The following is a 15,286-nucleotide window of genomic DNA, read 5'->3' on the forward strand; positions in this document are numbered from 1 at the left end:
CCTTTGGTGTAACATTATAAATCTTCTGTTTTACGCGTTGGGCAGTATTCATTCACATACCACGCATACATTGACCTGATACCCTGAACAAGCGTTGTCTTTGGCTGATACCCCAACAATGTTTGCGCTTTTGCAATATCCGCATACGTAACAGCCATCTCTGTTCGCGGTGCTGGCAGGCGCACCTGCTGAGCCTCTTTGCCTACTACCTGCTCAATTGTTGCAACAAAATCATCCAACGAAACAGTTGAACCATAAGCAAGATTGATCACTTCAAATCCAATATTTTTTTGCATAAGACTGTCAATTGAACGCACAATGCCATCAACAATATCGCCAACATAAGCAAAATCACGATGCAGGCTACCTTGCCCATCGTAACGTGTCAACGATTTCTCATTATGAATAGCATCAATAAATTTAAACGCGGCCATGTTGGGCGTTCCACGCGGTCCATAAACAGTAAAAAAACGTAAACAGGCACAGCGCAAACCAAACAAATGGTGATAGGTGTACGTTAACAACTCGCCTGCTTTTTTGCTGGCCGCATAAGGACTTGTTGGCCGATCGGTATCGTCGATCTCTTTGAAAGGAACCTGAACATTGTTGCCATAAACACTGCTACTTGAAGCAAAAACAAAATTCTCTATACCAAATTTTCTTGTCAGCTCCAGCATGTTAAGCGTACCCATGGTATTAACTGCCAAGTGGTCCTCAGGCTTTTCAATACTAGCCCGCAGGTCGGCGTAACCAGCTAAATGACAAATAACGTCGGGCTGCTCTTGGGCAAAAATGGCCGACATTCTGTCCATATCCAAAATATCGGCCTCGTAAAGTATGCATAATTTTTCTAGGTCATGCGCTTGAATTGCAGCAATATTACGCCGCTTCCAAGCCGGATCGTATGTTGGGCAAAAGTTGTCAACAATCACCACACGATTGCCTCGCTCAAGCAATGCTTGAACAAGATGGCTACCAATAAAACCCGCCCCACCGGTAATCATAATTTTTTTTCGGGCAAGCTGCTTAGTTTCAACCCCGCACACCATCCAAATAGTCAGGCCTAAAACACACAGCACCAACAGAACAAACCACGGCATTCGTTTTTTTAATACAAAAGAATTCATTCTGTCCCCTCTTTTTTCATTTTTCTATGCCTGCCTCCACCACTCTAGCCCAGGCACTCAAAAAAATTCAAGCGGGAAGAAAAAGAAGACGCGAAAAAATCTGCTCAAGTTGATCATGTTCTTTTTTGGTTTCAAAGTCTTGAACAACTTTGGCACGACCTGCACGGCCCATAGCGGGCCACGTAGCAGGATTTTTAATCAAATAATCAAGATATTCAGTCAATGCCTTAATATCTTTTTCAGGTGCCAAAAAACCAGAAATACCATGCTCAACTAGTTCTGGAATACCACTATGGTAGGTACTAATTATCTGCAGTCCCATTGCCATTGCTTCTTGTATTGCATTAGGAATACCTTCTTGTTCGCCACTAGCAGCAGTAACCGAAGGATGTATAAAAATATGCGACTGATCAAGCAAGCGAACTACTTCTTCATGAGTTTGCCGACCAACAAGTCTAACATTGCTTCTAATACCTAGCTTATCTATCAACCGAGACAGTTGATTCCGTATGTTCCCATCTCCAACAATGGTATATTCGATATTTTTATGGTTTTGCAAAATACGAGCCACCGCTTGCACGGCATATTCAATTCCTTTCAAGCCAGTTAAGCGACAAACGGTAATCAAACGAATGATGCCATCTGGAGCAGGAGCACGCTCTCTAAAAAAAAATTTTTCTACGTCAGTTGATGAATGAAGCGTGACAATTTTTTCAGAAGATGCACCCAGAGAACGCAAACGATCTGCAAAATAATCGCACACCGGCAACAAAAGATCTGCCTTTTTAATAACATCGTCATAAGCATGGGGATCTTTTTGTAGATAGGCACTTAAATCATGTCCACGAAAAAAAACCAACAATTTTCCAAATATTTTTTTGTCATTTAGAAGCGCTAAACAATCGCGCGCTAAGGTGCCAATCTGGCACAAAATAATATCAAAATTACCGTGTTCGAGTGGTATGCCCTCATAAAAAACTCGGTCTAAAAAATCATAATCTTTAAGAACTTCAGGAAGTGTTGGGTCAGGAGCAATTTTGGCAAAAATTTTTACATCATAGCCACGATCAATCAGACCACGAATTTGACTCACAACAAACGTCTGCAAACCATAGGGAAACTTTGTCACAACAAAAAGAACTTTGATTTTTTCTTGCTCACAAACTGGAACAGCAGCATATGCCGAACCAGAGAACAAAAAAATTAAAAAAACAACAATCAGATTCATTCTTCTCCTTGAACAAGCGAATACAAAATTTTTTCAAGCTTATCATTTTCTTTGTTCATTTCGTATTCTTGCTCAATCTTAGCGCGGCCAGCACGGCCAATGGCCGGCCACAAATCAGGATTTTTAACAAGGTAGGAAATATGCTCTGAAAGAGCCGCAACATCTTTTTCTGGTGCAAGAAAACCAGAAATCCCATGCTCAACCAACTCAGGAATACCACTGTGATAAGTACTCACAACCGGCAACCCCATGGCCATTGCCTCTTTGAGTGCATTGGGGATACCCTCTTCATTGTTGAATGCAACAATTGACGGCAAAATGAAAATATGCGACTGATCCAAAATACGCGCAACTTGTTCAGAAGGTTGCCAACCCTTGAAGGAAATGTACTCTTCAGCTCCAAGCTCCTTGACCAACTTTTCCAGTCTTATTCGCAAATAACCATCACCGATAATGCTGTAATGAATATTTGGATGGGTCTTGTGCAGCGCAGCAACGGCACGAATGGCATAATCTATACCCTTTTTTTCAACTAACCTACTCGTACTAACAATATTAACTGGCCCTTCTTTAGGAAATGTGCGCTCACGAAAGGCAAACATATTACAATCAATTGCTGAATGCAAGATCACAATCTTTTCTGCCGGCGCCTCTAATATCCTCAATCGATCAGCAAAGCTTTCACACACCGGCAGCAAGAGCGAGGCCTTTGCAAAGGCCTTATCATAGAAATTAGGATAACGACTTGGCAAACCCGTCAAATCATACCCACGAAAAAAAATACACAGTTTACCCGACAACCCGCGGTTAAAATATGATAAGCATGACGATGCTGACGTGCCAAACTGACAAAGAACAATGTCAAAATCACTTTCATTGGCAGGTATATCACCATAAAAAACACGTTGGTCAAAATTGTACTTGTTAATCACACGCGGCATGGTAGAATCACCAACTTTTTCTGCATAAATTTTGACATCATGACCACGGTCGATAAGACCACTAATCTGATTATTGATAAAAACTTGATTGTTATAAGGAAACTTTTGCAAAAAAAACAAAATCTTCATAGCCGGCTTTGCAACATGCTGATTTGAAGAAAAACACTCAGCTATCGCCATGAAAAACAACACCAGCAAGATTAATTTCTTCATCTCTCTCCCTCTTGCACCAATGCACATAAAATTTGTTCGAGCCGTTCACTTTCTGTTTCTAAGTTAAATTCCTGCTCAATAACGGTACGGGCCGCACGCGTCATAGGCTCCCACACATCAGGATTCTCAATTAAAAACTTAAGATTTTGTGCCAACGTAGCATGATCTTTTTCAGGAGCAAGTAAGCCAGAAACACCGTGTGTCACCAGCTCAGGAATACCGCTATGGTAAGTACTCACCACCGGCAAACCCAACGCCATAGCTTCTTTAAGAGCATTAGGAATACCCTCTTGATCGCCAGAAAGTGCCGTCATGGAAGGCAATATAAAAATATCAGATTGATTCAAAATTTTAATTACGTGCTCAGGCTCTAGCCAACCAGTAAAGAAAATATAACTCTTTGCGCCAAGAGCATTCACCATATTTTCTAAGCGATCCCTCTGACCACCTCCTCCAATAATAGTATAGTGAATATTCGGATAAAGCTCATGCAACTGGACAACCGCTTTAATGGCATAATCAATACCCTTCTTGCACGCTAACCTGCTCGTACTAACAATTTTTATAGGACCAGCAACTGGAAGCTCATGCTTTTTAAAAGCAAATTTTTTACAATCAATTGCCGAATGATGTACTACCACTTTTTTTGGATCCGCACCCAGCTCAACCAGTCGCTTAGCAAAATACTCACAAACGGGCAAAAACAAGTCACCTTCTTGCAAAAGCTCTCGATAAACACCAGGATTCCTTTTTTCATAAGCACTAATATCATGCCCACGAAAACAAGTTACCAACTTTCCTGGCAAGTTATCTTTTTTCTTAAGCTCGAGCATCTGAACACCACGCGGACCAAACTGCGCAAGTACAATATCGGCATTTGCAATTTCAGAAGAAAAAGAAGGGAAAATTTTATCAAGAAGGCCATAACGGAGAACAATATCCAACGTTCGGCCCTGCCAAGGCTGGGCATGCATGTACACTTCATGTCCTCGCTCTAACAAACCAACAAATTGGTTAATGACAAAAGTGTTAGTACTAACGGGAAAGTGTTCTTGCGACATAACAATTTTCAAAGGTTTTTGTGATGCTTGCAGCACAGACGCGCTTAACAATACACCAGCAAAGAGAATAATCCTATTCTTCATACTTTCTCCTTTTTTATTATTTCTTTGTGATGCTAGAGCATTGCATAGCTACAAAAAAAATCAAAAAATGGCATATAGTACGCATGGAGAACCCATACTGAAAGAGAATAAAAATAGTTTGAAAATTCATTAAGAGGGTGCCCGTCCTCCAGAGCCACGTAGGGCGTAGGAGGAGCCTGCCACCCGAAGCTACAAGCGCTTTAGCGCGCAGAGCGCAGGGTGGTGGAGGTAAGCGGATTCGAACCGCTGGCCTTCCGCGTGCAAAACGGACGCTCTACCAACTGAGCTATACCCCCGAACATTTCAATAGGCCTGGTGATTTTTGAATTGAGACTAGTCTAGCACAAAAAAACGATTTGCAAAGTCTTTTGTGTTGTTTACTCAGCACAGCTTTTTTAAATTTCATTTAAAAGGCTGGCCTGCCAGACGAAGCTCGTAAGAGCGAAGACTGGTGGGCCTAAGTCGACTCGAACGACTGACCTCCCCGTTATCAGCGGGGTGCTCTAACCAACTGAGCTATAGGCCCTAAATTTAACACCAAGTTTGTACTATAATAAGCAATTTTGTGCAGCGCACGAGCCTATTTACTACTTTATTCAAAGAAAACAGTGCCAAGAGGCACTTTAAAATGATGGACCTATTGTACTTGGTTCCAGAGCACTTTTCAAGCTTTTTTTAGCATTTAATTTCATATTTAATCAAAAACAGCCCTACAGCCCCTTTATGCCGCCTTTAACAGCAACAACCGACTCAATCAATAGATCCAATTTTTAAGAGCAATATTATTGACTATTAAGCTTAAATTTTATCATAATAAGCATATGAAGGTAGCTTTTCTGCGTTGTGCAGGAAGTACAAAGGGAAACCAAAAGGGAGATATCATGGGAAAAACCCTACGATTAGATGCAAAATATCCAAACCAGCTTACCAAAGAGAACAAAAATCACGGCCCAGAACACGAACATAGTGAGTTTTACGAAGGTAAAAAGTCTAAAAAGAGTCAGAAGAGCAAGAAGTACTTCAAAAAAGACTTTCATATTCAACGTATCTGGCCAACCGGTAATGAAAATAAAAAAGGTCAGAAGGTTTAAAACCCTCGCCGTTAAAACCTTGTTTTTCTTGCGTAGATCATCAATTTGGTGTTTACTAAGTAAAAAATCTTATGTTTTTTAACCACGTCATAAGACCCTTAGGTTTACAGCAATGCTTATTGATGATTTACGCGAAAAACTAAAATCAGTAGAACCAGATGTTCAAGCAATTAAACAATTTTGGGAACAATCGAACTCTGGACCCAAGCTCACCACACTCACTGACGAAGTCAATGGCGCCAATTTTTGGCAGCACAAAGACCGCGATGCAATTTCCAGCGAGTACAATCGCTTAAAACATTTGGGCGAAAGTTACGACGAAATTACCAAAGCCTATAACGACAATCTTGAAATGATTGAGCTTTTTGCTGAAAATGATCAAGAGCTTGCAGGGATAGAACCTGAAATTAATCAGCTCTGCCGCAAAATTAAGAAATTCAAACTTGAGCTTTTTCTCAACCAAGACGGCGACGACAAGTACTGTTACATGAGCATTAACGCCGGCGCCGGCGGCACCGAGTCGCAAGACTGGGCTTCAATGCTGCTGCGCATGTACCTGCGCTTTTGCGAACGCGAGGGCTTTAAAGTTGACATCATCGACTATCAAACGGGCGAAGAAGCAGGCATAAAATCTGCCACACTCTACATTCAAAAGAAAAATGCTACCGGTTTTTTAAGAACCGAAAGCGGCATTCACCGCCTTGTGCGCATTTCTCCTTTTGACTCAAACAAACGTCGCCACACTTCATTTGCTGCTGTTGCCGTAACGCCAGAAGCTGAAGACGTAAAAATCGAAATAAACGAAGACGACCTACGCATAGACACCTACCGCGCCGGTGGCGCAGGCGGCCAGCACGTCAACAAAACCGACTCGGCTGTACGCATTACCCACTTACCAACTGGCATTGTGGTCCAATGCCAAAACGAACGTTCGCAAGCACGCAACAAACAGACAGCCATGAAATTGCTTAAATCGCGCTTGTACGAGCGACAAGAAGATGAACGCAGAGCCAAAGAAGGCGCGGTCAAGAAACAAAAAATTGAGTGGGGCTCACAAATTAGGTCGTATGTTTTGCATCCGTACAAAATGGTCAAGGACCACCGAACCGATGTAGAATCACCACAACCTGACCTGGTGCTTGATGGCGATATTATGTTGTTTATTGAAGCTGCTTTGTTGCTTGATGCTGCCGCTACGCCAACCAAATAGATACCGACCCTTATCCTTCGACCCGACTTCGCCAAGGCTTCGACGGGCAGGCAAGCAAGGCCTTTAGCTCTGAGTTTATCGAAGAGTCAGGACGTACGGGCCTTAACACTCTTACTCTAACGAAAAAAATGTTGAACTTTGCACAATTGCTCCGAGACACTAAAGAAATTATTTTTAAAGCTTGCTCAGATCTTAAAGATCCAGTAGCAAAGCACACTCTCCGATGTAGCCCGTACGCCCTGAGCTTGTCGAATGGGTCGGGCGAAATCGGACTAACAAGACCCACCATCATCCTCGGCCTTTCAGGCGGCCCAGACTCAGTCTTTTTGCTGTACCTGCTTGCCCAACTCCAGGACGAAGGGTTTATCAAGCTTATTGCCGCCCATCTTGACCACGGCTGGCGCTCCAACTCAGCAGACGATGTTACTTTTTGCCAAAAGCTGTGCAATAGATTTGGTGTGCAACTGATCAGCGGACACGCAAACAACAATGCCCTGAACGCAAAACAAAATGGCTCGCTAGAAGAACTTGGCCGCAAGCTGCGTCGTTCATTTCTTGAAAACGTTATGCGCGAACAGCAGGCAAATTTGATTGCGCTGGCACACCACCGCCAAGACCAACAGGAAACATTTTTGCTGCGCTTGTTGCGCGGCAGCTCTTTGGCCGGCCTGCGCTGCATGGACAGCATTACACTGCCGTACATCCGTCCGTTGCTAACAACTGACAAGCGAGATATTGTGGCATTTCTTGATGCTCACAACATTGCGTATCTGACCGACCCCACCAACCAGGCAGATGACTTTTTACGCAACAGAATTAGAAAATATGTGATACCAGCCCTGCGCGACTGCGACGAGCGCTTTGAGCAAAAATGCGAAAGTACTATTCAGCATTTGCAAGCCGAAGATGATTTTTTAAAAAAACTTACCCTGCAAGCTTTTGGCAGCATTTTCGATACTAAAATGCATGGCTCGCTTACCGCACTACGCACCTGCGAACCGGTTATTCAAAAGCGCCTAGTTATTCACTGGCTTGTGGAACAAAAAGCATCGTTTAAACCAAGCGAAAATTTTATCACTGAAGTGCTCAAATTTCTCTTAAGCTCACGCGGCGGCACCCACCAACTTGGTGAGCACTGGGCACTCGTCAAAAAACAAAATAGCTTTTGGCTCAAACACAGCGTAGATCAACCAACTCTTTAAGGCATTATTTTTGTTGTCTTTTCCTGCGCCCTATCCCGAACCATTTGCTGCGCAAGTTGGCGATGAAAAACTGCTTCTTCGCGCGCCCGTTTCCCAAGAATTGGCAACCGATGCCACCAGCGAACACGCCCTTTGTCACGATGCTGCTCGTACTGACGTTGCAAAAGCTCTTTTTGCGATGGCACTGTTAAAAACTGAGCACGATAAGCAAGCTCACTTTTATGAAAGCGCTCAGCCGCCCGCTCAACCCGCTTGTGAGCATAAGCAAGCTGTTCTTGCCACGAAAAAATACATTCTTCGTACGGGTCTACAAACACAGCGGCCTGTTGCACGGCGTTGGTAGCATGCGGTGTGCCTGTTTTTTGTTGTTTTTCTTGCCACTCTGCCTGCAGCTTTTTTAAATGCTCTTGCGCAGTAACAACGGCCTGTTGGGCATGGAGAAGTTCTTGCTGTGCCTTTTCTTTTTGTTTGTACAAAATCCAACGCTTACGCTGCAACCGCAACGAGGCATCTCCAGACTTTAATTCTTCAAGTACACGCTCAGAAACCTTGAGCTTGCGCGCTTCTGCCAAAAAAAGCTGATCCTTTTGTTCAGATTTTTCTATCTTTACTTGAGCCTCCGGCACAATGTGCAACTCGTTACTTAAATTTTTACGTTGTTGTTCAAGCGAGCGGCGCACACCATAACAATGGACACAAGCCAAAAGACTTACTAATAACGCAGGCAAAATAACTTTATTCATATTCTTCCCTCCTCAAAAAATTGCCAAAACCCTTTAACAACTTTAGCAAGACGCATGTGACAAGGTAAACAATATCTATTTTCTATGACAAAACTGCTGACTTTTTACTGAGAAAAACGCTACAATAAAATTATAAGAACCGATCGTTAAAAACATAGGGCGTTGGAGAAGTAATGAATTTCAAACACCATTTTTTTGATCTTGAGCTATCGCACCACAAAAAAAAGCGCCTTACACTGTTTATAATTGCCTCGCTGTTGTTTCATGTTTTTCTTCTTTTTTTTGTGTTGCACGTTGGCTTTAACATAAGTTTACCCGAGCTGGTCAAAGCATTTGAACAAAAGATCCAACAGATTCAACCGGTATTTGAAAAAAACGAAATGCCAGCGGCACTCAAACCAAAAAAATCAGACTTTGGTTCTTTTGTATTTTTTGACAATCCAACCGACACCATTCCACAACAGATGCCTGAACCCGTGAGTAACGGCAAAGCTGAAGTACAGGTCGAAGCACCAACAATAAAAGAAAAAGCTCCTGAGAAAAAACAGGCAATGACCGAACTCAAAAAAGAGATAATTGCAAAACCACAAGAACCAGAAAAGAAGCTTGTCCAAAAAGAACTAGCAAAGCCGACAGCACCTAAAAAAATCGAAGAAAGCGTTATCAAAGCACCCGGCCTACCAAAAGAAGTAAAACAAACGGCAAAAAATGAAGTTGCTGAAAAAACTGAAAGCAAAAAAGAGTTCAAAAAAGCTCAACAAAAACTTGCAGATCGCATAAAAAACATTGAAGAAACACAGCAAAAAGTTGCGGCACTAGAAAAACAGAAAGAAGAATTTTCCCCACTCGTCAAGCGCGAGGCAGCCAAAGCTCTCCCCGCACCAAAACAAAATATTGTTGCCATGACACGCGGCTTTTTAGAAAACCTGAAAGATAAGGGCGATGACTGGCTGGAGCGCAAGGGCGATGAAAACAAAATGCCATCGTTTGAAGAGCTCAAATATCTTTCGTACGAACAACGCATTAACTGGCAGTTACAAGCATCATGGAAGCAACACTTTGCACGTCATTTTAGCAATCGCCCACTTCAAGGCAAAGTTGCTGTTGAATTTAGTATTAACGAAAGTGGCGCACTCACACACGCAAACATTATTCAGTCCAGCGGCATGCGTGAACTTGACGATATCATTTTGGCAAGCGTACGCAAAGCAGCACCCTTTCCTCCCTTGCCAAAACATTTTAATAAAACAATCTATCCAACAGCTCGCATAATCTCTGTTCATGCGCATATGTTTGGGTTTTAATAAAGCACCGCACAAGCATGTTGCGTAAACTGACTAACTTGTTATCATGAACTGATAGCACTTCTACAAAAAGGAGAACTCGTGCCAAAAGTTGTCATACTGGGTGCTGGGCTGACCGGTCTTTCCGCAGCTTACCACTTGGAACAGGCAGGTTTTTTTGATTATCAATTATTTGAAAAACAAGATCGAGCGGGCGGCCTTTTACGGTCGTTCCAGCAAGATGGCTTTACCTTCGATTTCACCGGCCACCTGTTGCACATCAGCGACGACTACTTCAGAACTTTTTTACAGACAACCGCGAATCTTGATAACTTCAATTTTATTGAGCGCAAATCGGGCATTTACCTACATAATCAAATCACCGACTACCCATTTCAAATGAATCTGCACGGGCGAGATGCCAGCATTATTTATGAATGCCTGGAAGGCTTTATTAACCGGAGCCAGTCTCTTAAAAAGCCACAAAACTTTTACGAATGGGTTTTAAAATATTTTGGCAAAGGCTTTGGCAAGTACTTCTTTTTCCCCTACCAAGAAAAAATTCTTTCTTTTGATGTAAAAAAACTAATGCCTTCATGGACCGGCCGCTTTGTACCACAAACAACGCTCAAAGATATTGTGTATGGTGCCATTAAATCCAAAACCGGCGTTGGCTACAACAGCTCATTTTATTATCCAAAACAGGGTGGCATTGAATTTATTATCAAAAAAATTATCCCTCAATTACGCAACCCACTTTACTTAAACCATCAAACTTCAACCATTGATGTGGTAAGCAAACGAGTACATTTTGACAACGGCAACCATGCAACGTTTGAGCATTTAGTTACCACCATGCCCCTCAACACGCTCCTACAACAAACAACCAACGCTTCACACACCACCTGGCATCAAGCAAGCTCCAAGCTTTTATGTGCAGGTGTTTTAAACTTTAATATCGGGTTTGATAAAGAGGATATTGCCGAGAAACAATGGCTTTATTACCCAGAAAAACAATATCCTTTTTATCGACTTGGCTTTTGGCATAACATCAACCCAACATCCGTAAAACAAGGTTGTAGCGCAATTTACGGCGAATGCTCATACCTACAAGGTTCAAAAACAATGAAGCAACTTGAACAGTTAGAGCACAACGCTCTTGGCAAAGCACTTGAAACGTTGAAGCTCACTAAAGACAACATCGTCACACAAAAGATTCTAAATCTTAAGCATGCCTACGTCATTTACGACCAATGGCGCGAAAAGAATTTGTTAAAACTTCTTGCACATTTGCACGAGCATAACATCCATTCAATTGGCCGTTTTGGCGAATGGAAATATTCAAGCATGCAAGAGGCGGTGCTTGATGGCAAAAAGGTAGCTGAACAAATTTTGACACAATTAGGCCATACACCAATAAAAAGACCACGAGCGCCGCAACAAACAAAAGGACTTGTCATATAACATTTTCAAAAGCATAACGTGTGCGTGAAAAGCTAAGAAAAAAAGGAGTAAGGGAAGCAATGAAGCAACTTGAATCGTTTTATAAAAACAAACAGGTCTTAGTTACGGGAGGCGCAGGTTTTATAGGCTCTCACTTGGTTGAAAAGCTCGTCGAACTTGGCGCACGCGTCAGCGTTTTGGACAATTTTTCTACCGGCAACCTGAACAATCTTCGCTCGGTACTTGCCCACATAAGCTTAATATACGCCGACGTTGTCCACTTGCACAGCGTACTCAAAGCAACCGCTCACAAAGACTTTGTTTTTCACTTGGCTGCCTTTGCTTCAGTCACACAGTCACTCAACTACGCAGACTTATGCTGGAAAATAAACGTTGACGGGACCAGAAACGTTCTTGAAGCCTGCCACCAAAACAATGTTAAAACGCTTGTTTTCTCTTCAAGTTCTGCCGTTTATGGCAACCAAACTACTAATTGCAATGAAACCGATACGCCAAAACCTTTGAGCCCGTACGCTAAAAGCAAATACGAAAGCGAAAAGCTGTGCAAAGAGTATGCTGAAAAATATGGTTTTAACACCACCTGTCTGCGCTACTTTAACGTTTATGGTAACCGCCAAAGCCCGCAAGGTATGTATGCAGCAGTTGTAGCTCAATTCAAAAATAATTTACTTGCACAAAAACCACTCACTATTTATGGCGACGGTAAACAAACGCGCGACTTCATTAATGTTGCCGATGTTGTACAAGCAAACTTGCGCCTGGCACTTTTAAACAAAAGCGTTGGCGAAGTTTTTAATATCGGCTCGGGCAAGAGCATGAACTTGTTTGAATTAATCGCTAATCTTGAACAAGAACTCAAAATTCAAAAAACCAATATCGACTTTAAACCTTCGCGCGAAAACGAAATTATGCACTCACAAGCCAATTGCGAAAAGTACCAAAAAGTAGTTACCAGCTTGTAGCCGCTGGAAAAGCTTGGCAAAAGCATAAATACTGGTATTCTTAGCAACGTACAAAAGGTACCTTTTCTCACGCCGAAGTGGTGAAATTGGCAGACACGCTAGGTTCAGGGTCTAGTCCCGTAACTGGGGTAGGGGTTCGAGTCCCCTCTTCGGCACTCCGTCTACGCTCTACGCGCTAAAGCGCTTCGTAGCTACGACGGACAGGCAGCCTGCGCTCTTCGTGCTACGCACTTGTAGCTCTGGCTGGCAGGCCCCTTTTTTAAATGATCAATAAATTATTTCTTGCTTCAAGAACTTGTTATGCTTTATGTTTATATCCTTAAATCGATTAAAAACCCTGAAAAAACATATGTGGGCTTCACCAATTCAATTGATCATCGATTACGCCTCCACAATGACGGAAAATCAAGTTATACCGCAAAGTATAAGCCTTGGGCTTTGGTTGGCTATACCGCTTTTCAAGAAGAATCACATGCTATCCTTTTTGAAAAATATTTGAAATCTGGCTCTGGTAAAGTCTTTTTAAAGAAGCATTTTTTACAGGGCCTGTCCTCCGAAGCCACGTAGGGCGCAGGAGGATTCGAGTCCCCTCTTCGGCACTCCGTCTACGCTCTGCGCGCTAAAGCGCTTGTAGCTACGACGGACAGGCAGCCTTCTTAAATGAAATATTAAATCAAAAAAAAATCCTACGAGCCCGCTCATTCTGCCCCCCGATCACCCTGAGGAGCCCGTAGGGCGTCTCGAAGGGCGGCACCAAAAAAGCCCTTGTCTGCAGCGCTTTATCATGCTATAATCTAAGTCTAACTGACTAAGATTATTCCGACCTCTAAAACCTGGTAAGGCTATGAGCAAACGAGATTATTACGAAATTTTAGGCGTACCAAAAAACGCCTCGCAAGATGAGATTAAGAAGGCCTACCGCAAGTTAGCCATCAAATACCATCCCGACAAAAACCCCGACAACAAAGCAGCCGAAGACAAATTCAAAGAAGCTGCTGAAGCTTACGAAGTTCTTTCAAGTGCTGAAAAACGCCAAAAGTATGACCAATTTGGGCATGCGGGCGTGGGTGGCGGTGGCGACCATGCCAACTACTCAGACCTTGGCGATATTTTTGAAAACTTTGGCGACATTTTTGGTGATCTTTTTGGCAACCAAGGCCGCAGCAAAAAGCAACGCGCTTCTGGCCCTGTCCCACAAAAAGGACACGATCTTTCTCAACGCGCTGAAATTAGCCTAAAAGAATCATACGAAGGCTGTAAAAAAGAAATTAAAGTTTTCCATTACGTTCCTTGCACCACCTGCAACGCTTCAGGCTGTGCGACGGGCACCAAGCCACAAGGTTGTAAGCCATGCGGCGGCACCGGCTCGTTACATTACCGCCAAGGCTTTTTTGCCTACTCCCAGCCCTGCACCACGTGCCACGGTCAAGGGTTTACCATTGCTTCGCCATGCACACAGTGCCGCGGACAGTCGCGGGTGCAAAAGCACGACCGCTTTTCAATTAACATTCCTGCCGGCATTTACGACAACGCAGAACTTCGCTTGCAAAGCAAAGGCGATGCGGGTGTTTTTGGCGGACCTTCCGGCGATCTTTTCTTGATCATGAGCATAACACCAGACAAAAATTTTACGCGCCGGGATGCCGATTTGGTTACTACGCTCACCCTGACCTACCCACAACTGGTACTGGGTTGTCAAATTGAGATGGAGCTGATTGATGGCAGCACGGAAAGTATTAAAATTCCTAAAGGCTGCCCAGTTGGAAAAGAAATTATTATCCCCGGCAAAGGTTTTCCAGACTTGCGCGGCCACAAGCGCGGCAATTTGGTTATCATAACACAATGTGATATTCCAACTAAAATTAACGAAGAAGTTAAGCAAGCACTGCTGGATTATGATGCAGAATTACAAAAACATCATAAAGATTCCGGCGGCTTCAAATCATTTTTCAAACGCTTTTTAGGCTAAACTATTGCCCCTTCTTTGTGCATCACGTTATAATGAAAGCGCAAAGAGGGGGCTTTTTCATGCAAAAAAATTGGTTCTTAGTTTTTATTGGCATGCTTTTATGCACATCAAACTGCCACGGGCTTGCTTTTTTTAGACAGCGACTCGACAATTTTTTTGCTGTTGAAAAGGGAGCGCTTTACCGCTCTCGCCAACTATCACCCCGCCGCTTACAGCATTATCTCAAAAAACATAACATAAAAACGGTTATTAACTTGCGCGGCACCAACACACACAAACACTGGTGGCGCCAAGAGCTTGCCGCGGTTGACGCCCTTGACGTAAAATTTTTTAATATCAGCATGAACGCGAGCGGCATGTCGAGCAAAAATAACCTAGTTAAACTCCTCTCACTCTACCAAAACGCCCCAAAGCCAATCTTAATTCATTGCAAAAGCGGCACCGACCGCACCGGCGAAGCGGCAGCACTCTGGGTTTTGGAACAGCAAAAGCGCAGCAAAAAAGCAGCATTAAAACAATTCTCATTTTTAAAGCACGGCTACATAACACGCCGCCGCCCTGCCAAAAAATTGCTCATTAAAATATGGCAAAATTATCAATGGCTGGTTGAACGCTACAACCCTTGCCATTACGCTCAACTTTTCTCATAACTATCCTTATGAATCCAACATTTTTTGACAAGTTCTGACAAAAAAGTTATGGTCTTCG

At 43.0% G+C, this 15,286-nt stretch carries 14 protein-coding genes and 3 tRNA genes; 10 read left to right on the forward strand and 7 right to left on the reverse strand.

Annotated elements, in window-relative coordinates:
* Positions 1 to 14 precede the first annotated feature (14 nt).
* From K2W90_05785 to K2W90_05810, 6 genes are all read right to left on the reverse strand, one after another.
* Complete coding sequence (locus tag K2W90_05785) at positions 15 to 1,127, reverse strand: GDP-mannose 4,6-dehydratase (GenBank protein ID MBY0353847.1); 1,113 nt, start codon at positions 1,125 to 1,127, stop codon at positions 15 to 17.
* Positions 1,128 to 1,194: 67 nt separating this feature from the next.
* Positions 1,195 to 2,355, reverse strand: a complete 1,161-nt coding sequence (locus K2W90_05790; protein ID MBY0353848.1) for a glycosyltransferase — start codon at positions 2,353 to 2,355, stop codon at positions 1,195 to 1,197.
* Entirely contained in the window at positions 2,352 to 3,509 is a 1,158-nt protein-coding gene (locus K2W90_05795; protein MBY0353849.1) for a glycosyltransferase, read from the reverse strand. The genes K2W90_05790 and K2W90_05795 overlap by 4 nt, the downstream gene beginning before the upstream one ends.
* Positions 3,506 to 4,654: a glycosyltransferase gene (locus K2W90_05800; protein ID MBY0353850.1), complete on the reverse strand. Its 1,149-nt coding sequence runs from the start codon at positions 4,652 to 4,654 to the stop codon at positions 3,506 to 3,508. Before K2W90_05800 ends, K2W90_05795 begins: the two co-directional genes overlap by 4 nt.
* A 220-nt stretch (positions 4,655 to 4,874) precedes the next feature.
* A tRNA-Ala gene (locus K2W90_05805) sits at positions 4,875 to 4,950 on the reverse strand.
* Between the two features lie 153 nt (positions 4,951 to 5,103).
* Positions 5,104 to 5,180 (reverse strand) — tRNA-Ile (locus K2W90_05810).
* Between the two features lie 355 nt (positions 5,181 to 5,535).
* Here K2W90_05810 and K2W90_05815 point away from each other — a divergent pair.
* The 3 genes from K2W90_05815 to tilS all read left to right on the forward strand — a co-directional run bounded on the left by K2W90_05815 (position 5,536) and on the right by tilS (position 8,157).
* A complete protein-coding gene (locus K2W90_05815; GenBank protein MBY0353851.1) occupies positions 5,536 to 5,745 on the forward strand; it encodes a hypothetical protein in 210 nt (69 codons plus the stop codon).
* Positions 5,746 to 5,857: 112 nt separating this feature from the next.
* Positions 5,858 to 6,955: a peptide chain release factor 2 gene (gene prfB / locus K2W90_05820; protein ID MBY0353852.1), complete on the forward strand. Its 1,098-nt coding sequence runs from the start codon at positions 5,858 to 5,860 to the stop codon at positions 6,953 to 6,955.
* A gap of 128 nt (positions 6,956 to 7,083) precedes the next feature.
* Positions 7,084 to 8,157, forward strand: coding sequence for a tRNA lysidine(34) synthetase TilS (tilS, locus tag K2W90_05825; protein MBY0353853.1), 1,074 nt, complete (start codon positions 7,084 to 7,086; stop codon positions 8,155 to 8,157).
* Here the strand turns inward: tilS and K2W90_05830 are convergent.
* Positions 8,154 to 8,900 (reverse strand): hypothetical protein, encoded by a 747-nt coding sequence (locus K2W90_05830; protein MBY0353854.1) that lies wholly within the window; start codon positions 8,898 to 8,900, stop codon positions 8,154 to 8,156. The genes tilS and K2W90_05830 overlap by 4 nt on opposite strands.
* Positions 8,901 to 9,073: 173 nt before the next feature.
* Between K2W90_05830 and K2W90_05835 the strand changes: the two genes are divergently transcribed.
* From K2W90_05835 to K2W90_05865, 7 genes are all read left to right on the forward strand, one after another.
* Complete coding sequence (locus tag K2W90_05835; GenBank protein ID MBY0353855.1) at positions 9,074 to 10,204, forward strand: TonB family protein; 1,131 nt, start codon at positions 9,074 to 9,076, stop codon at positions 10,202 to 10,204.
* Positions 10,205 to 10,285: 81 nt separating this feature from the next.
* On the forward strand, positions 10,286 to 11,647 hold the full coding sequence (locus K2W90_05840; protein MBY0353856.1) for an FAD-dependent oxidoreductase: 1,362 nt from the start codon (positions 10,286 to 10,288) through the stop codon (positions 11,645 to 11,647).
* Between the two features lie 59 nt (positions 11,648 to 11,706).
* Positions 11,707 to 12,609, forward strand: a complete 903-nt coding sequence (locus K2W90_05845; GenBank protein MBY0353857.1) for an NAD-dependent epimerase/dehydratase family protein — start codon at positions 11,707 to 11,709, stop codon at positions 12,607 to 12,609.
* A 71-nt stretch (positions 12,610 to 12,680) separates the two neighbouring features.
* Positions 12,681 to 12,764: transfer RNA gene (locus K2W90_05850), tRNA-Leu, on the forward strand.
* Positions 12,765 to 12,909: 145 nt separating this feature from the next.
* A complete protein-coding gene (locus tag K2W90_05855) occupies positions 12,910 to 13,176 on the forward strand; it encodes a GIY-YIG nuclease family protein (GenBank protein MBY0353858.1) in 267 nt (88 codons plus the stop codon).
* Positions 13,177 to 13,453: 277 nt separating this feature from the next.
* Positions 13,454 to 14,578, forward strand: a complete 1,125-nt coding sequence (gene dnaJ, locus K2W90_05860; GenBank protein ID MBY0353859.1) for a molecular chaperone DnaJ — start codon at positions 13,454 to 13,456, stop codon at positions 14,576 to 14,578.
* A gap of 59 nt (positions 14,579 to 14,637) precedes the next feature.
* Positions 14,638 to 15,228: a tyrosine-protein phosphatase gene (locus K2W90_05865; GenBank protein MBY0353860.1), complete on the forward strand. Its 591-nt coding sequence runs from the start codon at positions 14,638 to 14,640 to the stop codon at positions 15,226 to 15,228.
* The last annotated feature ends 58 nt before the right edge of the window (positions 15,229 to 15,286 follow it).

It is taken from the genome of Candidatus Babeliales bacterium, from assembly GCA_019749895.1.
GTDB lineage: Bacteria > Babelota > Babeliae > Babelales > RVW-14 > AaIE-18.